The 19,100-nt window shown below is 63.6% G+C and carries 18 protein-coding genes; 10 read left to right on the plus strand and 8 right to left on the minus strand.

What is annotated here, in order from left to right; translation table 11 throughout:
* The first annotated feature begins 94 nt into the window (after positions 1–94).
* Entirely contained in the window at positions 95–454 is a 360-nt protein-coding gene (locus Q1X90_RS05910) for a hypothetical protein (RefSeq protein WP_300767995.1), read from the plus strand.
* Positions 455–582: 128 nt separating this feature from the next.
* On the opposite strand, the gene Q1X90_RS05915 is transcribed toward Q1X90_RS05910, so the two are convergent.
* Positions 583–1,743, minus strand: a complete 1,161-nt coding sequence (locus tag Q1X90_RS05915; RefSeq protein WP_300767998.1) for a nucleoside hydrolase — start codon at positions 1,741–1,743, stop codon at positions 583–585.
* Between the two features lie 173 nt (positions 1,744–1,916).
* On the opposite strand from Q1X90_RS05915, the gene Q1X90_RS05920 reads away from it, so the two are divergent.
* The 3 genes from Q1X90_RS05920 to Q1X90_RS05930 all read left to right on the plus strand — a co-directional run bounded on the left by Q1X90_RS05920 (position 1,917) and on the right by Q1X90_RS05930 (position 4,445).
* Positions 1,917–2,987 carry an SPFH domain-containing protein gene (locus Q1X90_RS05920; RefSeq protein ID WP_300768001.1) on the plus strand — a complete coding sequence of 357 codons (1,071 nt, stop codon included), beginning with the start codon at positions 1,917–1,919 and terminating at the stop codon, positions 2,985–2,987.
* 17 nt (positions 2,988–3,004) lie between these two features.
* Positions 3,005–3,232, plus strand: a complete 228-nt coding sequence (locus Q1X90_RS05925; RefSeq protein WP_300768004.1) for a hypothetical protein — start codon at positions 3,005–3,007, stop codon at positions 3,230–3,232.
* Between the two features lie 184 nt (positions 3,233–3,416).
* Positions 3,417–4,445, plus strand: a complete 1,029-nt coding sequence (locus Q1X90_RS05930) for a bile acid:sodium symporter family protein (protein ID WP_300768007.1) — start codon at positions 3,417–3,419, stop codon at positions 4,443–4,445.
* Between the two features lie 86 nt (positions 4,446–4,531).
* Here Q1X90_RS05930 and Q1X90_RS05935 read toward each other — a convergent pair whose 3' ends face one another.
* On the minus strand, positions 4,532–4,960 hold the full coding sequence (locus tag Q1X90_RS05935) for a very short patch repair endonuclease (RefSeq protein WP_300768034.1): 429 nt from the start codon (positions 4,958–4,960) through the stop codon (positions 4,532–4,534).
* Positions 4,961–5,295: 335 nt separating this feature from the next.
* Here Q1X90_RS05935 and Q1X90_RS05940 point away from each other — a divergent pair, with 335 nt between their 5' ends.
* The 5 genes from Q1X90_RS05940 (at position 5,296) to Q1X90_RS05960 (ending at position 11,331) form a co-directional block, all read left to right on the plus strand.
* A complete protein-coding gene (locus Q1X90_RS05940) occupies positions 5,296–6,069 on the plus strand; it encodes an NUDIX domain-containing protein (RefSeq protein WP_300768010.1) in 774 nt (257 codons plus the stop codon).
* Positions 6,070–6,219: 150 nt separating this feature from the next.
* Positions 6,220–7,479: a quinolinate synthase NadA gene (gene nadA / locus Q1X90_RS05945; protein WP_300768013.1), complete on the plus strand. Its 1,260-nt coding sequence runs from the start codon at positions 6,220–6,222 to the stop codon at positions 7,477–7,479.
* A 23-nt stretch (positions 7,480–7,502) separates the two neighbouring features.
* Complete coding sequence (locus Q1X90_RS05950; RefSeq protein ID WP_300768016.1) at positions 7,503–9,173, plus strand: FAD-binding protein; 1,671 nt, start codon at positions 7,503–7,505, stop codon at positions 9,171–9,173.
* On the plus strand, positions 9,170–10,021 hold the full coding sequence (gene nadC / locus Q1X90_RS05955) for a carboxylating nicotinate-nucleotide diphosphorylase (RefSeq protein WP_300768018.1): 852 nt from the start codon (positions 9,170–9,172) through the stop codon (positions 10,019–10,021). The genes Q1X90_RS05950 and nadC overlap by 4 nt, the downstream gene beginning before the upstream one ends.
* 8 nt (positions 10,022–10,029) lie before the next feature.
* Positions 10,030–11,331: a cysteine desulfurase family protein gene (locus Q1X90_RS05960; RefSeq protein ID WP_300768020.1), complete on the plus strand. Its 1,302-nt coding sequence runs from the start codon at positions 10,030–10,032 to the stop codon at positions 11,329–11,331.
* An 82-nt stretch (positions 11,332–11,413) separates the two neighbouring features.
* Here the strand turns inward: Q1X90_RS05960 and Q1X90_RS05965 are convergent, their stop codons facing one another.
* The 5 genes from Q1X90_RS05965 to Q1X90_RS05985 form a co-directional block, all read right to left on the minus strand.
* Complete coding sequence (locus Q1X90_RS05965) at positions 11,414–12,073, minus strand: methionine ABC transporter permease (RefSeq protein ID WP_300768036.1); 660 nt, start codon at positions 12,071–12,073, stop codon at positions 11,414–11,416.
* Positions 12,067–13,185, minus strand: coding sequence for an ATP-binding cassette domain-containing protein (locus tag Q1X90_RS05970; RefSeq protein ID WP_300768022.1), 1,119 nt, complete (start codon positions 13,183–13,185; stop codon positions 12,067–12,069). Before Q1X90_RS05970 ends, Q1X90_RS05965 begins: the two co-directional genes overlap by 7 nt.
* A 50-nt stretch (positions 13,186–13,235) precedes the next feature.
* Complete coding sequence (locus Q1X90_RS05975; protein ID WP_300768024.1) at positions 13,236–14,096, minus strand: MetQ/NlpA family ABC transporter substrate-binding protein; 861 nt, start codon at positions 14,094–14,096, stop codon at positions 13,236–13,238.
* Positions 14,097–14,391: 295 nt separating this feature from the next.
* Positions 14,392–15,387 carry a ketopantoate reductase family protein gene (locus Q1X90_RS05980; RefSeq protein ID WP_300768026.1) on the minus strand — a complete coding sequence of 332 codons (996 nt, stop codon included), beginning with the start codon at positions 15,385–15,387 and terminating at the stop codon, positions 14,392–14,394.
* A gap of 66 nt (positions 15,388–15,453) precedes the next feature.
* On the minus strand, positions 15,454–16,698 hold the full coding sequence (locus Q1X90_RS05985; RefSeq protein ID WP_300768028.1) for an aminotransferase class I/II-fold pyridoxal phosphate-dependent enzyme: 1,245 nt from the start codon (positions 16,696–16,698) through the stop codon (positions 15,454–15,456).
* Between the two features lie 186 nt (positions 16,699–16,884).
* Between Q1X90_RS05985 and Q1X90_RS05990 the strand changes: the two genes are divergently transcribed.
* Positions 16,885–17,931, plus strand: coding sequence for a Gfo/Idh/MocA family oxidoreductase (locus tag Q1X90_RS05990; protein WP_300768030.1), 1,047 nt, complete (start codon positions 16,885–16,887; stop codon positions 17,929–17,931).
* Between the two features lie 86 nt (positions 17,932–18,017).
* On the opposite strand, the gene Q1X90_RS05995 is transcribed toward Q1X90_RS05990, so the two are convergent.
* Positions 18,018–19,100 (minus strand): SbcC/MukB-like Walker B domain-containing protein (locus Q1X90_RS05995; RefSeq protein ID WP_300768032.1); only part of this gene is annotated, 1,083 nt, incomplete at its 5' end.

Below are 19,100 nucleotides of genomic sequence, written 5' to 3' on the forward strand. Positions count from 1 at the left end.
AATGCCATGATAGCTCGGCATTACATGCATATTTGCATTTTATGTTGAGTTTCTTCCGTGAATTGTCTTTTTAAACACATTTCGCATAACGTTTATGTTCATTGAAAAGAGAAGGAAGGTGGCGAAAGAAGGGGAAAAGAAGGAAGCGAGAAGGGGAAGGGTGGTGAAGGGAGAGAAGGAAGCGAAGGGGAGAAGGGAAGGAAAGGAGGAGGAGAAGAAGAAGAAGAAAGCAGTCAGGAAGACAGGAAGAGAAGCAGCCGGAGGGATTTCAGCCCACTTCCGCGTTCATTGGGCGAATTTCGTCATTCGACAGGGCGAATCGCCCGCACCTCACCCGTCCCCTTGCGTTCATTGGGCGGGTTTCTCGTTCGTTGGGCGGGCATCTTGGAGAGCCCCGATATCCGAAGCCACGAAAATGGCGTCTTCTGGCCATTCTTGGAGAGAGGAAAAGTGAGTCTACTCAACAGGGGCGCCCAACGACCGAGAAATCCGCCCAATGAGTGGCCATGATCGCGGTCGGCACCATACAGAGAGCTCGGGACCACACGACTACACCGCGCAGCAGCACAACAGCTCAACAGCTCAACAGCGTTCTCCGAGCAACCGCCCCACCCGACCCACAAAGGTCGAGACGAATCGACCGCCGTCCACACCCACTGCGACCCGAGTCGACGTGGTTTCCTCACGCAGGAGTTCGGGATCCGCTATGGTCCTCCCGCGGAAGGGCCCCTCAAGATCCACCTGAAGGTTGAGACCAATGGTCGAGATAAGCGTCGGATCGATGGCGGCCGCGACGGCCAGCGGATCGTGGAGACCACATCCGCCGAGATAGGGCTGACTGCGCTCATACGCCCCGATGTAATAGTCGACCATGTCCGCGAAGAATCTCCCCGCCCGAGTTCCCAATGATCTCCACGCGCGCGTGGCATCGCGCGTGAGAACGGTCCGATGCGTGACATCCAAGCCGACCATTGTGGTGGGCACTGCGCAGTGGAACAGGTTGTCGGCCGATTGCGGGTCCTGCGAGATGTTGGCCTCGACACACGGATTGACGTTGCCGGGTACGGTCAGCGCGCCTCCCATGAACGTGATGGATCCCACGCCGGACATGACCTCGGGGCAGCGACAGCACACATGGGCAACCGTCGTCAGCGCGCCCGTAGGAACCACTAGCAGGTCGCGTCCGTAGGTCGCGGCGGCATTCAGAATCGCATCCTGAGCCGACTGCGTTTCGGGCCGGCGAGACGATTCGGGAATCGACGCTCCCCCCAGACCGTCATCGCCGTGGATGGCCCGCGATCCCGCGGAGGGCTCGAAGGAGTCGGAACCCAAAGGATGATCGATGCCCGCGTACACGGGAACGTCATCTGCGCCCAGAAGATCAAGGACGGCGAGCGAGTTCCTCAAACCGCGTTCAACCGTCACGTTGCCGTATGTCCCGGTGACGGCGATGAGGTCGACCTCCGGGCTGGCGAGAGCGTATGCGATGGCGAGCGCATCGTCGATTCCTGTATCGAGGTCGAGGATCAGCTTGCGCGGAGTCCGCCGATGCGCGGAGCCCGGAGAATCGGCACCTCCCGAACGACCACACTCCCTGCGACCGTCCTCGGAGCCGGCAGACCGGCTTCTGCGTCGGGAGTCCGAGTGGCCATCGACGAGTTTGCCGCCGCTGTCGAGTTTGCCGCCGCCTGCGATCCGACCATCTCCATCACTTCCGCCATCAACACCATTGCGATCATGCATGCCATCCACGGTAGTCGCACGTCACGGCGCGCCCGCCCCGCCGACACTCGCCGCAATGACATCAAAGTGATATCATAACGATGTCACCGTCCGAGAGATCCATCACGGACGCCAGAGAACAGAAACCGCCACAGAAGCACCATCAAGAACAAGACAAGGACAAAGGACACATCATGGCATCATCAACGGCACCGACCATACCGAGCGCGCCAATCCAGACCAAACCGACCGCTGAGAAACCCGGAACCGCCCATAACGGCTGGACCGCCTTACTCCCCGTACTCATCGGATGGGCATTGTCCATCGTCATCATCGTGGCTGGAGTGCTCGCCATGGCCAACGGCGCCTCCGGAAGCCTTCAGGTCAAAATCGGTCTGGGTGTCATGATCGTCGGCATCGTCGCCGCAGTCGCGATGATCATCCCCTCCACCGGATTCTTCACACTGCAGCCCAATGAGGCCCGCGTGCTGGTGCTGTTCGGCGAATACCGCGGAACGATCAAATCCACCGGATTCTATTGGGCGAATCCCTTCTACTCCGGAACCCTGTCGCACGGTGAGGAGGATCCGGCCACCACCCTCAAGAAGGCGTTTAACGACGACAAAAGCGACGACTCCACCGCAACGACGGCGGTGAGATCCAAGGTGTCCCTCAGAGCGCGCACGCTCAACGGCCCCAAGCTCAAGGTCAACGACAAAAACGGCAACCCCATCGAAATCGCCATCGTGGTGGTATGGCATGTGGTCGACACCGCGAAGGCCGTGTTCGACGTGGACCACTACGAGGAGTACGTCAGCACTCAGTCCGAAACCGCGCTGCGCCACGTCGCCAGCCTCTACGCCTACGACCACAACAGTGAGACGGAGGCCGAAGCCGCGGGACAGATCACCCTGCGCTCGAACATCACCGAGGTCTCCGAGGCGCTGAAGGCCGAGCTGTCCGTGCGTCTGGCGCCCGCGGGCATCACCATCGACGACGCGCGTCTGACCCACCTCGCCTACGCCCCCGAGATCGCGCAGGTGATGCTGCGGCGCCAGCAGGCCGAGGCCATCATCGCGGCGAGGACCAAAATCGTCCAGGGAGCGGTATCGATGGTCGACATGGCACTTAAGGAGCTCGACCGCGACGGGATCCTCGATCTGGACGAGGAGCGCAAGGCGTCCATGGTGTCGAATCTCATGGTCGTTCTGTGCGGCGACAGCGACGCCCAGCCGGTCATCAACGCCGGCACGCTCTACAGCTGACGGAACATGAGGCCCTTATGACATCAAAAAAACAGTATCCACTCAGAGTGGATCCCGCACTGTGGAGCGCTGTCGAGCAATGGGCCAATGACGATCTGCGCAGCGTGAACGGACAGATGGAGTTCATCATCCGCGATGCGCTGCGCAGGGCGGGCCGCCTTCCCACAAACGTGGACCCCAGCCGCACGAACGGGCGCCGCCCACATAATGCGACCCCTACGAACGCCACCGAACCCGAAGACTGAGCTCCAGCTCCACGGCGCCCAGCACCCCTCCACCAACGCCCTTGCGATGTCCACTGTCCGAACACGGCATCCCCTCGCCAGCCGCCACACCCCTACGATGAATCCCCGCAAGGCAAACGGCGGGGATGGTCCACTCGGACCACCAGACCATGCGCCGCCTAAGCCGGAAAAGGGGATTCATCCAATGCAGAAGGTCAAAGGTGTGGCAGACTGGCTCACCAAGTGGTTCACGCTCATCGTCATCGCCTGGGCGGCGGTCAACTATTTCGTCCCTAGCCTGAGCCTCTGGGGCAAAAGCTACACGGGATACATGCTCAGCATCGTCCTGTTCGGCATGGGACTGACGCTGTCCCTGGACGATTTCGCCCGAATCATCAAACAGCCCCTGATGGTCGTCGTCGGCACGGTCGCGCATTACGTGATCATGCCGTTGATCGCCGTCCTTCTCTGCTGGATCTTCCAACTGGACGGGCCCCTCGCCGTGGGAGTGATCCTCGTCGGATGCTGCCCGTCGGGAACCTCGTCGAACGTCATGAGCTTCCTGTCGCGGGGTGACGTCGCGCTTGATGTGTCCATCGGCATCCTCTCCACACTGCTCGCCCCATTCATGATTCCGCTGCTCATGCAGCTTCTCGCCGCGCAGTACGTGGACATCCCCTGGCAGTCGCTGTTCATCACGACATTGAAGGTCGTGCTCATCCCCATCGTTCTCGGCGTGGCATGCCACATGATCTTCAAGGAGAAAATCGCCACAATCACCGTGGCTCTGCCGATCGTGTCGCAGGTGGCCATCCTGCTCATCATCGGCGTGGTTGTCGCGGTCAACAACGCCAAGCTTTTCAGCCCGGAAACACTGCTCGCCATCCCCGTCGTGATCCTGCACAATCTGTCCGGATACGGCCTGGGGTATGGATTCTCGAAGCTGATGTACAAGCTGTATCCGAAAGGTTTCCGTTACGCCCAGCAGAAGGCCATCACCTTCGAGGTGGGCATGCAGGATTCCGGTTTGGGAGCGACACTGGCGCTCACCTCGTTCGCCACAACACCGATTGCCGCCATCCCGTCCACGTTCTTCAGCGTGTGGCACAACATCTCCGGATCGGTTCTGTCGGCCTGGTGGCGTCGCCATGACGACAAATACGGCATTCCCGCGGATGCGGAGAACGGCAGGAAATCCGTCGCGGAGGCAACCGCGACAGAGCCGGCCCGCTAGTCCGCTCTCCCGTTGACGCGAACGCCGTCCACCTCACCGTGGGCGGCGTTCACCGTCAGACCACTACCACCATCCTTCCACTTCCATCATTCTTCCTCGGAGCCTCCCACAATCTGCTCATACAGCGACTCAAGCCGCCTTTCCCTACGGTCGCGCGACAGCTCGCACTCCCAGACGACGAGCACATGCCACCCAGCCTCCTCCAGCTCACGATGCTGCACGGCGTCACGGTCACGGTTGCACATGAGCTTCGCCGTCCAGAACTCCACGTTGGACTTCGGAATACGGCATTTGGAACATCCCTCATGCATATGCCAAAAACACCCGTTCACGAACACCATCGTCCTCCACCGGGGCAGAACCACATCAGGGTGTCCGGCATACCGACGGTCGTTCTTCCGAAACCGCAGACCGCGAGAGAACAGGTATCTTCTGACCATCACCTCAATGGAGGTGTCCTTCCCCCTGATCCGCGACATCGTGTAGCTGCGGGTGCCACGTTCATACCTCTCCACGGTGGAACTTCTGCCACGGACTTCCTGTGATCGCACGCCCCCATTATGACGCGGCGCCCTGAAGAGCCGCCGCACGCCCGTCCACTCGTCCATGCCGCCCCTCCGTGCCATCACATCTCACTCAGCTTGGGACGACCGTGGTTATGGTCGGAGCGGAACATCGTAAATCCCGTCACTGCGCGGATGGCACACCCACTTAATGTCATGAAGACAATAAGTCATATCATCCTTCGTAGCGGGCATGCAGACATCCGGAAACACGCAGCCAGCGCAGCAGGCAACAACCAGCGGCCGGCGCGCACACCAGCACACACAAACGAGACGAGGGAGGGACGATGAGAATCTCGGCGAATGTCTCCGAACGCGCCATGGAACCGCCCGACATTGGCATATCCGTCGTGATCCTCGCCCTGGACTCCCCCGACACAAGCGGGGTGGGGGTTGTTGGGGAAACGAACGAGGGACAGGGAAAAGGAAAGAACAAGAGCGGAGCTCGGCCCACGCTGCGCATTCCTCTGGTCAGACGCGTCCGCGAGCCGTTTCTGGGCCTCTGGGCCCTGCCCGGATCACCTCTGCGTCAGGGTATGTCCCTTGAGGACGCGGCCTGCGACGCGCTCAGATCAACCACGGGTTTCGATCCACGCTATCTCGAGCAGCTGTACGCGTTCGGGGACCCCGGACGGTCGTCAAGCGCCCTGCCGATGGTGTCCATCGCCTACTGGGCCCTCATCGGACAGGAGGAGGCATCACACGTTCACGAGGCCCCGAATGTGCGGTGGTTCCCCATCAACGACCTTCCACGGCTCGCGTTCGACCATGACCGCATCATCGATTATGCGATGGAACGCGCGCGCGAGAGAATCGGCACCAGCGACATCGCCACGCGTCTGGTCGGAGAACGCTTCACGCTCAGCCAACTGCGCCACGTGCATGAGGCCGTTCTCGACCGATCCCTCAATCCCCCGAACTTCCGCAGAAGCATACTCGCCGCCGGCATGATCGAACCCACCGGCGAGGTTCTGGCCCAAGGACGACACCGACCCGCATCGCTCTACCGTTACGCGGCTCCCGGAGCGTCACCGTCACGTCACGGAAAACAACATGCATGACGACGTAATCACACGCAAACACGTCCATCCGCACAATCACCACACAATGGCCACACGCTGAGCACACGACGGTCCGCCGCCGACCGCCCGCAACGACGTCACACGACAAACCCCATAAAACCGCGTCACAGCACCCCCGAAGGAGAAAACATGCCATCAATCAACGCGATAATCGAGCGCCTGGGCGCCACACGAACCTGCGACGCGAACCTCACATCAGACCCGTGGAGCACCCCATCCGCGGCTTCGCAGTACGGTCCGGGAGCTTCCGCGCAGGATGGGAGAATCCGCATGGCGCCAGCACAGGCCCCCATCCCCGAGCGATACACCAGCGCATCTGCGCAGGAGCTCCGAAACGAGATCGTCGAAGCCCGGCACCGTCTGGGCGACCGGCTTCTGATCCTCGGCCACTTCTACCAACGCGACGAGATCATCGAGCATGCGGACTTCGTCGGCGACTCGTTCCAGCTGGCCCGCAACGCCGCCGACCGCCCCGATGTGGATCACATCGTCTTCTGCGGAGTGCATTTCATGGCCGAAACCGCCGACATCCTCTCAACGCCCAGCCAGACCGTGACCCTCCCCAACATGGCCGCCGGCTGCTCGATGGCCGACATGGCAAACATCGAGCAGGTCGAACGATGCTGGAACCGGCTTACCGACATCTGCGGGACAGGACGCGACGAGGACGGCCGCCAGCAGATCACCCCCGTGACGTACATGAACTCCTCGGCCGCCATCAAAGCCTTCTGCGGACGCCACGGCGGCATCGTCTGCACCAGCTCGAACGCGCGTTCCGTGCTGGAGTGGTCGTACAAGCGGGGACGGCGCGTCCTCTTCCTGCCTGATCAGCATCTGGGTCGCAACACCGCTCTCGCCATGGGAATCCCCCTCGAGCGCATGGCCATGTGGAATCCGATGCGTCCCGACGGAGGTTCGGACGCGGCTTCCTACTCGACGGCGTCCATCATCCTCTGGAAGGGTTTCTGCTCGGTGCATCAACGATTCACCGTCGGGCAGATCGAAAGGGCGCGGCGCGCGTATCCGGATGTGCGCGTGGTCGTCCATCCCGAGTGCTCGATGGATGTGGTGAACGCCGCGGACGGAGTGGGATCCACCGCATACATCGTTCATGAGATCGACCGCGCCCCCGCGGGATCGGCGATCGCGGTGGGAACGGAAATCAACCTGGTGAACCGGCTAGCCGCCGAACATCCCGACAAAACGGTGTTCTGCCTTGACCCGGTGGTCTGCCCCTGCTCGACGATGTACCGAATCCACCCCGCCTATCTGGCCTGGGCGCTGGACGGTCTGGTCGCGGGGAAGGTGGTCAACCGCATCACCGTGGATCCAGACATCGCCCACGACGCGAAAATCGCGCTCACCAGGATGTTGGAGGTTCACCCATGACAACCCCACACGCGAAGGGTGGCATGGCAGACTCTGCGCCCATCATCGTCGTCGGATCGGGAATCGCCGGTCTGAGCGCGGCTCTCGCGGCCGTCCACGGAGACGATGCTCGCGGAATCCCACCCTCGGATGTCCTGATTCTCACAACAGCCGGTCTCGAGGAATCGAACACGCTCCACGCCCAAGGCGGCATAGCGGCCGCCATATTCCCCGACGATTCACCCGACCTGCATACCCACGACACCATCGCCGCCGGAGACGGGCTATGTGACCCGACGGCTGTGGACATTCTCACGCACGAGGGGGCCGAGCGCATCCGGGAGCTGCTGGACCGCGGCGTCCACTTCGACAAGGACCAATCCGGCAAGCCCCGCCGCGGACTTGAGGCCGCCCACAGCCGTCCGCGAGTGCTGCACGCCGGAGGGGACGCCACCGGACGAATCGTCGAACTGGACATCTGCCGCATGATACGCGACCATCCGCGTATCACCATCCTGGAGGACACGGCCGTAAGGGACGTCATCGTGAAGGACGGCGCGGTCGAAGGGGTCCGCGTAACCGACGTCCCCAGCGGGAGAACACGGATCATTCCGGGCAGACGGGTGGTTCTTGCCACAGGAGGCGCCGGACGCATGTTCCCCTTCACCACGAACCCCGTCCTCGCGACCGGATCGGGCGTGGGAATTGGACTTCGCGCGGGCGCGCAGGTGATGGATCTCGAGTTCTACCAGTTCCACCCGACTGCGCTCGCACTGGGTGAGCATTTCCTCATCTCCGAGGCGGTGCGCGGCGAGGGCGCCCATCTGGTGGACGAGAGGGGGAACAGGTACATGCCTTCGGTCGACCCACGCGCCGAACTGGCGCCACGCGATGTGGTCGCCAGAGAAAACTACCGCCGCATCATGGCGCAGAACGGACGCCCCGTCTTCCTTGACACCTCGGGAATCGCCGCACAACAGGGGCTGGGCCATAACAAGCACGCGCTGGCCGATTTCCTGGCCGACCGCTTCCCCACCATCGACGGGTATCTTCGCGCGCATGGCATCGAGTGGAGCGACGACCCCGTTCCCATCACGCCAGCCGCCCATTACTGGATGGGAGGACTGCGCACCGACACGCACGCCCGCACCAGCGTTCCCGGATTGTACGCGGCCGGAGAATGCGCGCGCACAGGGGTCCATGGAGCCAACCGCCTCGCCTCGAACTCTCTACTGGAGGGACTGGTGTTCGGACATCGCGCGGGTCTGGCCGCAGCGGACGACCCAGCCAACCGAGGATGGGATGACGGGCGCGACGATGATGCGCACGGATGCATTCTCGACCACGGCAACGACGGCATCGAGGTGGGGACGATCGACGATCCGACGCATGCGGCCCCATCCACGGCGATGGGCGGCATGACGCCGCCACCCACGAATCCCGACGAATCCCTTCGCGATCTGATGTGGACCGGGGTCGGCGTGCTTCGCGACGCCGATGGTCTGGGGTCCGCACGCGAGGGACTGCGTCGGCTGGCCGCCACCATACCGACCGACACCGCGCTGGCAGACACCGCGCTGGCCGCGTACGCCTGCGCCACCGCGGCCCTGGCACGGACCGAATCACGCGGCGCGCATGCCCGGACCGACCACCCCCGCACCGATCCCCTTCAGGCCCGATCCCGGGCCTACGTTCTGCAAGGAGCTCCACGATGACACCACTGATGGTCGAGGACACCATACGCCGAGCCCTCATCGAGGATTGTCCGACCCGCGACATCACCAGCGAGACGACGATACCCGAGGACATGAGGTCGCGGGCGATCCTCCGATCCCGCGAGGACGGCGTCCTCAGCGGAATCGACGTGGCACACGAGGCCTTCCTCCTCACCGACTCCTCCATCCGGCTGACGCCGGCCACAAAAGACGGAGCCGGCATCCATCCCCATGACGTCATCGCCACGATCGAGGGGCCCACGCGGGGGATTCTCCGGGCCGAACGGGTGGCGCTCAACTTCCTGCAGCGCATGAGCGGAATCGCGACGCTGACCCGTCGCTTCGTCGACGTCGTCAACGGAGCCCCGGGCTCTCATGCATGCATCGCCGACACCCGCAAGACCATGCCCGGGCTGCGCCCCCTCGACCGGTACGCCGTGCGCTGCGGAGGAGGGCGGAACCACCGATACGGCCTGTCCGACGCGGTCCTCGTCAAGGACAACCATCTGGCCGCGATGCGCGAGGCTGGCCTTGACCTGTCGGAGGCGCTGCGGCACATACGATCCCAGATCGGCCACACCACGCACATCGAGGTGGAGATCGACGGACTGGACCAACTGCCGATGGCGCTGAGAGGCGGGGCGGACACCGTCATGTTCGACAACTTCGGCATCGAGGACATCCGTCGCGGCGTGGATATGGTCGCGGGTCGGGCGACGGTCGAGGCGTCCGGGACGATGACGCTCGACCGCGTGGCGGCGGTGGCCTCCTGCGGCGTCGACGTCATATCGGTGGGTGCATTGACGCATTCCGTGCAGGCCATCGATCTGGGATTGGACTGGCGGTGATCGCTCCGATGCCAGCAACGAAGACGGAGGAACCGACGGTCTCCCGCAATCATGACCCGACACGGCTGTACGGAGACCATGCGGCAGGATCGCCCGTGCGGGCCGACGCCATCGACGCCATGCTGCCGTTCATGACGGAGGCCTTCGGGAATCCCTCAAGCGTGCACAGTCACGGTACGACGGCACGACGGGCCCTGGATGCGGCGCGCTCCTCGATCGCGGCGAGTCTCGGCGCCGACCCCGACGAGATCGTGTTCACCTCGGGCGGCACCGAATCGGACAATCTCGCGATCAAGGGCATCGCGATGGCCGCGGCGACGACGGGGGATTCGAATCCGCAACGGCCGCGGCGCATTCTCATCAGCGCATGCGACCATCCGGCCGTGAGGGAGTCGGCACGGTGGCTGTCCCGATGGTTCGGCTTCGAGGTGCTCACGATACCCGTCGATTCCCAGGCTCACATCGATCTGACGGCACTCCGCGAGATGTCAGCGTCCGGAGCATGCCTCGCCTGTCTACCGTGGGCGAACTCCGAGGTCGGAACGATCGAGCCCGTGGCGGAGGCGGCGGCGATCTGCCACGCGGCGCATATCCCCGTCCATATCGACGCGGTGCAGGCGGCAGGAACGGTTCCCGTGGACTTCCACGCGGTGGAGGCCGATTCCCTGAGCCTCTCGGGCCACAAGTTCGGCGCCCCGCGCTCCACCGGCGCATGGCTGGTGCGACGCGGTCTCCCCGCGGAGCCGGTGCTCTCGGGCGGCGGTCAGGAGAACGGTCTGCGACCGGGAACGGAGAACGTCGCCGGATGCGTGGCCTTGGCGGTCGCTCTGGACGACGCCGCGACGGAGATGCGAAGCATCAATCCAGCCCTCGTCATCGCCCGCGATTCGCTGATCGACGCCGTTCTGGCATCCGTCCCCGGTGCGCGTCTCACCGGGGATCCGCTCCATCGCCTTCCCGGGCACGCGTCCTTCGTGATTCCCGGCATCGAGGCGGAGTCGCTGCTGGTCGATCTGGACATGCACGGCATCGAATGCTCATCGGGAACCGCCTGCGCGGTCGGCCACCACGATATACCGCCGACGCTGCTCGCAATGGGAATCTCACGGGACGACGCACGGGGAGCACTGCGGCTGAGCTTCCGCCGTCCTCCCCAACCACGCGACATCGCGCTCATCGCGCACTGCCTGGCGGAGTCCTGCTCGGGTCTTGGACTGTCGCTTCCCGGCACTCCACAACGTCTCACGTCTAGACGCTCCACACGCCTAGACGCCACACGTCGGTGCACCACGCATCATCACGTCGCATGAGGGCATATGACCCACCATGATCCATGGCACGTGGCCCATGGCCTCGACCGCCGCTACGCCACGGGATACGCAGGCCCGCGCATCAATGGGTCAGGCGGCGGGCCGCCCAGTCCCCCAGCCACTGGATGATCTGCACGATGACGATAAGCACCACCACGATGGCGATGAGCACCCCGGTCTCGTAGCGGTTGTAGCCGAACTGGATGGCCATATCGCCGATGCCGCCGGCTCCGATCGTTCCGACCATCGCGGACGAGCCGATGAGGGAGATGATGGTGAGGACGACGCCACGGACGAACGAGGGACGCGCCTGCACGAACACCGCGCCCGTAAGAACCTGCCATGTTCCTGCCCCCGTGGACAGACAGGCCTCGACGAGATCCTGATCGACCTCGGAGAACGCGCTTTCGGAGATTCTCGCGAAGAACGGTATGGCCGACACCGACAGCGCGATCGCACCACCGGTCGGCGTGTAGGGATCCCCGATCATGATCTGCACGACCGGGATGAGCACGACGAGGAGAATCAGGAACGGCAGGGACCGGATGGCGTTGACGATCACCCCGACCACCGAATTCAGAACGGGATTCGGTCGGAACAGACGATTGCCCGTCAGATAGAGGACAAGGCCCAATCCCGTCCCCGCGACGACGCCGATCAACGTGGAGATGCCGACCATGTAGGCCGTGTCGATCAGCGCCTTCGGCAGATACTCCCGAAGGATGTCCGTGGTGCTCATGATTCGTCCTCCCCTGCTGGCGCATCGTCGGCCCTCACCGCACCGACACGTCCTCCATCGCCGATATCGCCGATATCACCGGCCCGCGCCAGCTCCCCACGATCCAGCTCACGATATTCGAGCACCTGGGACCGCAGCTCCTCGAGCGCTCCCGCCAGAGAATCCCCCACGCCCTCGACCACCACGATGAGGATCCCGATCGCCTGCGCTCCGAAGTACTCGACGCGGGCGTGAAGCACATTGATCGAAACGTCGAAACGTCGGACCACACGACTGATAAGCGGCTCCAGCGCACCCTCGCCGCGGTACCGGAGCTCCACCACCGTCCCCTTCGGCAGGGACGGCACGAGCTGCGGGGGGATGCTGATTCCCAGATACCTGCTGACCAGCGCACGAGTCGTGGGATGCGTCGGCTGGCTGAACACGTCGAAGGTGTTCCCCTGCTCGACGATCACGCCATGCTCCATGACCGCGACATGGTCGAAGATGCGCTTGGCGACATCCAGCTGGTGGGTGATGAACACGATGGTGATGCCCAGTGTCTCGTTGATTCTACGCAGCAGACCGAGAATCTCCTCGGTGGTCTCCAGATCCAAGGCGCTGGTCGCCTCGTCGCACAGAAGGATCTCGGGATCATTGGCCAGAGCCCGGGCTATGGCGACTCGCTGCCTCTGCCCTCCGGACAGTCCCGACGGATAGCTGTCGAGCTTCTCCTCCAACCCGACGAGCCGCAGCAGGTCGTGCGTTCGCCTGTCCCAGTCCCTGCGGTCCCGACCTCCCGCCTTGAGGGCGAACTGGATGTTGCGCGCCACGGTGAGGTTGCCGACGAGGTTGAACCCTTGGAACACGAATCCGATCTTCCGTCGCAGAGCCCGCAGTCCTGCCCCGCGAACGTCCGTGACGTCCTCGCCGTCGATGAGCACGCGACCGGAGGTCGGACGCTCCAGGAGGTTGATCGTACGCACCAGCGTGCTTTTGCCTGCGCCCGAGAATCCGACGATGCCGAATACCTCGCCCCTGCGCACGCGCAGCGAGACTCCGCGGACCGCGTCCACGACCGCACCCCGTTCACGGAACGAGACACGCACATCCCGCAGCTCAATCACATCCGCCATTCTCCGCCCCTTCCCGTCATCGATCACATCAGCATGTACACGGCGTCGGCTCACCACGTGGTGGGTTTGCCGAAGTCGGCGAATTTGCTGGCGGCGATGGCATCCTTGAATCTCTGGCTGACCAGAAGTTTCTTCACGGTTCGCGCGAAGTCCGTGTTGACGTCCGAGGTGCGCACCGCGACCACGTTGATGACCCCCGCGGACTGCTTCTCCATCGCCAGAGCCTTGGCCGGCTTGAGATTGGCCGCCCACGCGAAGTTTCCGGGGACGAGACTCACGTCGACGGTGTCCAGGGACCGGGCCAGCTGCGCGGCGTCGAGCGTCTTGAGCTTGAGGTTCTTCGGGTTGGTGGCGATGTCGTCGACCGTGGCCTTGGTCTCATCGACGTTGCCCTTGAGCGTGATGAGGCCGTTCTGCTCAAGCACTCCAAGGGACCTCGCCAGATTGCTGGCATCGCTGGCGATGGAGACCGTGGCTCCGTCCGGAATCTTCGACAGTGAGGCGTACTTGTTCGAGTACAGACCCAGCCCCAACGTGGGAACCTGTCCCAGGGAGGTGATCTTCAGATTGTTGTCGGAGGCGAATTTGGTGAGGTAGTTGATGTGCTGGAAGAGGTTCGCCTGGATGCTTCCCGCGGCGAGCGCCTTGTTGGGCTGCACGTAGTCGTTGAACAGCTTGGTGCTCAGAACGTAACCATCCTTCTTGAGAAGAGGGGCCAGAACGTCAGTGACCATATCGCCGTACGGGCCGGGGCATACGCCGACGACGACCTTCGTGGTGCCGGTCCCCGAGTCTTTGAGGGTGTCGTCGGACGCCGTGCTCGACCCGCAGGCCGCAAGCCCCGCGACGACCGAGGATGCGGCCGCCAGCGCGGCGACCATCCTGACGATTTTTCTCCGTGTGATGCCCATGATCCTGTTCTCCTTGCTCTCTCTGCTCTTTCCTCATAACGCCGGAAGACCGCGGGACCCATTCGGCCATCATCAGGATGGCGCTGCGCCCGAAGCCGTTCCCATGCGTTTGCCGTCAGATTAGGGGACCTGGAACGGCCACACGCGCCGCGGGGTATCGGCATTGGTTATGACATCTTCAAGCACCGTGGCGGCGCGACAGGGAAGCGCCGCCACAGGACAGGACCGCAATAGGACGACGGCACGGCGGGGCGTTCGGCCTCCGCACGAATAACGCCTGACGATTGCCGACCGTCTACTCACCGTCGGCGGCGGCCCGCCTGGCGAATTCCGGATGATGTATCGCGAAGGCGAACTCCGCAAGATGCAGCTCCTGCGTGGCGAACTCGTGCAGTCTGCACTCATAGCCGTTCTCGCGTCCGATGCGCGCGATGTAGCCGTTGATGTAGTCCACCTCGGTGGGACGTCCCTTGGTGAGATCCTGATACATCGAGGGATAGTGAAGGGGATGAGCGACACCCGCGGTATGGCAGATCGTATCCACTTCGGACTCTCGCGTCCCCAGCAGGGTGATCCCGGCCTTCTCGGCTGCCGTATAGGCCTCGTCGACCAGCTGCTCGGTCATCCACCGCGCGCCCGGATGCCGCATGAACTCGCCGAAACGGATCTGATACATCGTGCACAGGGTGTTGAGCACCGAGTTGAACACGATTTTCGCCATGCACATCCCCATGAAATCATCGACGATCGTGGGATTCAGCGTGGCCGCGGTGAAATCGTCGAAAATGGCGCGTTCCACGTCACTTACGCCAACATGGGGATCGTATGCGCACATATTCATGGCCTTGGCATTCGCCCCGCCCGTGAAGTTCACATCCCCCGGTCCGTTCACCTCCGCTCCGATGAGCGCCGTTCCTCCATATATATGATCGGCTGGGAAATACCGGGCCATCTTCTCGAAGTGCCCGTAGCCGTTCATCGCGGAAAAGACGGATTGGTGGCCTTTGAACAGATGGGCGCATCTGGCGAGAACGTCGTCCAACTGCATCTGCTTGAGGAAGACGATCCACACATCGGGATCGCCGGCGTACTCCTCAGGATAGAAAACATTTATCGGAACCAGATGACGGTCCTCATCGTCCTGGGAGACGTAGACACCCCCCTGCTCCCTGATCCTCTCGACATTGGGCTTCCACGTGTCGACGAAATCCACGGTCCTCCCAGCCTCCTGCTGAAGAAGAACGCCGAATTGCGTGCCCATCCCACCGGCTCCGATAACCGCGTATCTCATATTCTCCCGACCTTTCTCTCGACTATCCGACAATTGACTTCACTCACTCCCGACGCGGCCGCCACGTCACCAGGCTTCGCCACGCGCGGCGGCGATTCTCTCCGAGGCCTCGGCGAGCACGGCGCTGGGAACGAGAAGGCTCAATCTCACGTGTCCCGCGCCCGTCGGCCCGAAATCCGATCCGGGGATGACGGCGACCTGAGCCTTGTGCAGCAGCCAATCGGAGAATTCGGCATCCGACCATCCATCCGGCACCCTCAACCACGCGAACAGACCTCCGCGAGCGGTTTCCAGATGAAGTCCCGCCGCCGACAGGCCGTCCCGGAGCGTCTCGTAGCGATGCCGGTACCGCTGGGCCAGCACGCGCACGGTCGACTGGTCGCTGTTCAGGCCAGCGGCGCCGGCATCCTGGACCATGGTGGTGACCAGAAGACTTGTCTGACGGTGGACGGCCTTGATGGCCTTCATGACCGTGGGCTCACCTACGACGAACCCACCACGCCATCCGGCAATCATGTACATCTTCGACAGGGAGCACAGTTCGATCGCCACGTCCTCGCTTCCCGGGACGCCCAACAAGCTCAGAGGCGGCGTCTCGTCGAATCCGATGCCGGCGTAGGCGAAGTCGTTGGCGACGACGAGATGATGGCGATGGGCGATGCGCACCGCCGTGGCGAACAGTTCCCTTGTCGCCGCCGCGCCCGTGGGATTGTTGGGATAGTTGAGGATCAGCAGCTTCGCCTCGTCCCATATCTCGTCGGGCACCGCATCAAGGTCGGGAAGGAAGTCATGGTCCGCGTCCGTGGGCACGACGTGGATGCGTCCTCCCGCGACAGCCGTCGACCCCTCGTACTGCGGATAGTAGGGTCCGACCAGAACGACGAGGTCCCCCTCGTCGATCAGGGCCTCGATGGTCACGCTGATGCCGACCGACGCCCCGCTGACGGCGAGGACCTGGGTCGCCGGGTCCAGATGGACGCCGTGTTCACGTCCGTACCAGCCCGCCACGGCATCAAGGAACGCAGGCTTGCCGTCGAAGGCCGGATACCGGAAATTGACGGGGTCGTGCGTGGCCTCGATCGCAGCCTCGACCATGAACCTCGGAGGCTCACCGTCGGGATTGCCTTTGCTCAGATCGATGACATCGAGGCCTCCGGCGACCGCGGCGGCCACGCGGGCGTCCGCGGCGGCGAAGGGGTTCGACGGAATATGGCCGACCCGAGCCGCGATCAGCGAGGAGACCCTCCGTCCTCCGTTGCCCTCCGAAGCGCAAGCGCATCGCCCTCGTGCCGATTCATCCTCAGCCATCATCTCTCCCGTCCGCTCATGGTCATGCTAGGAACGTCCCTCGCGACGACTCCCCGAGACCATATACATTTTTTCTATGCCACGCTCATATCTTTATGCCATGCGCCATGCCAAGCCCATATCCTCATCCATGACATGCCTTTAGACTGGACATGCATGGCATATCACACTCAATGGTTGGAGATCACTATGGCAGACAGCGCTATGGCAAACACCTCATCAGACACCATGACCGACGGACCCGTCGCCATCGCCATTCTGGGGGCCGGCCGCATAGCCCATTCGATGGCCGCGACCATTAGGACGATGATGGCCGATCCGCGCTATTCGGACCTCGTGTCTCTGTACGCCGTCGCCTCGCGCGACGGCGGCCGCGCGCGCGAGTTCGCAGACCGGCACTCCATCCCCGTCTCCTACGGCTCCTATGACGAGCTTCTGGCGGATCCCCGCGTCGATCTGGTCTACATCGCCACGCCCCACAGCCTCCATTCGGAGCAGTCCATCATGTGCATGAGGGCGGGAAAGGGCGTTCTGGTGGAGAAGGCCTTCACCGTCAACGCCGATCAGGCCCGGAACGTGATCGCCGTGTCACGGGAGACCGGCATGACCTGCGTGGAGGCGATCTGGACACGCTTCATGCCGTCGCGGCGCATCATCGATGACGTCATCTCGTCGGGCGCGATCGGCGAGATCCAGTCCATCGAGGCCAATCTGGGATATCCCACGACGGGCAAGGCGCGGCTGACCGATCCCCGGCTCGCAGGCGGCGCTCTGCTGGATGTGGGCGTCTACCCGCTGAACTTCATCGACATGGTGATGGAAGGGCGTCCGGCGGCCCGGATCGACACGACGATGTCCGCATACCGCACCGGTGTGGACGCGCAGAACTCCATGACCCTGTGGTACGAGGACGGGACCATGGCCGTGGCCACCAGCTCGATGACCTCGGTGACGGATCGGATCGGATCGATCCGCGGCACGGACGGCTATATCCTCTGCCGCAACATCAACAACGTCGAATCGGTCGAGGTCTTCGACGGATCTCATCAGCTTGTGGACACGCACGAGATTCCCGCCCAGCTGACCGGATACGAGTACGAGGTCGCCGCCACCGCGACGGCTCTGCGCGCTCATGCGACCGAATGCCCCGAGATGCCCCATGCGGACACCCTGCGCATGATGGAGCTGATGGACCGTATCCGCGGCGAATGGGGACTGCGCTACCCCTGTGAGTGAAGCCCACTTACGGCTTCATCGGGCCCCTACCGCACCGCCGCATCTTACGACAGCGCCACCATCTCTCCCACAGGGGCGTCACCTCTCTACAGCATCACCTCGAGCCGGCTTTCGGCGTCCTCCCGGACGCGACTGACGGAGATGCGAGGACCAATCTGCTCGCGAAGCTGTCCGACATGCGAGATGATGCCGACGTCGCGGGTCCTCGCGATGCCTCGCAGCACCTCCATGACCTCGTCGAGATAGTCCTGCGACAGCGTTCCGAAGCCCTCGTCGACGAACAGCGTGTCCATCGCCGCACCCCCCGCCTCGGCCCGGATGACGTCGGCAAGCGCCAGGGCCAGCGCCAGCGAGACGAAGAAGGTCTCCCCTCCGGACAGCGTGGACGGTTCGCAGGTCGTGTCGCTACGGCGGTCGTACACCTCGATGGGCAGGCCCGTCCGCCCGCCGGCACGGCCCTCGTGGTCGCCGAGTCGCAGCTCGTACACGCCGTCGTGGATGTCGCGCAGCAGGTCGTTGGTCCTGTCGAGCACGTCGCGGAAGCGTTCGGTGACGGCATAGGTGACCAGGGTGATGCGCTGGCCCTCGGCGTTGGGCGTGCTCCCGCAGGCGAGCAGGGCCATGTCCCGGATGGGCAGGAACGAGGCCATCGCGTCGCTGAAGGCCGACGCCGCCGCCGTTGCCCGGATGCCGCACTCCCTGCGCTGCTGTTCGAGATTCTCGGCGGTCTCCACGGCACGCAGGGCCAGGTCGCGCCTCGCCTGCGCATCGGACACCTGGTCGGCGAGCGTCGTGAGGTCGAGGGAGGCGAGAGCGTCGTCGTCAAAGACCGAACCGCCATCGGATTCCGCGCCATGCATGGCGTCCTGCGCCACGGCGTCCTGCTTAACGGCGTCCTGCGTCGCCTTGCGCGCTGCGACGAGGTCGGTCACGACGGCCTCGTCCTCGGGGCCCAGATCCGCCCGCCGTTTCTCCAGCATCTGGTCCGCGGAGTCCACGGCGGAGTCCGCCGCGGCGGCCTTCTGCCGGTGCGCTTCGATGCGATGGCGGCGATCCCTGATCCGACCGGAGTTCAGCACGGCCGCCAGAATGGCATCGAGATCGGCGAATCCGCTCGCCTTCAGAGCATCGGCGGTCTCCAGCGTCTCCTTGTCCACGCGGCCGGAGAC

Source organism: uncultured Bifidobacterium sp. (genome assembly GCF_949292005.1).
GTDB lineage: Bacteria > Actinomycetota > Actinomycetes > Actinomycetales > Bifidobacteriaceae > Bifidobacterium.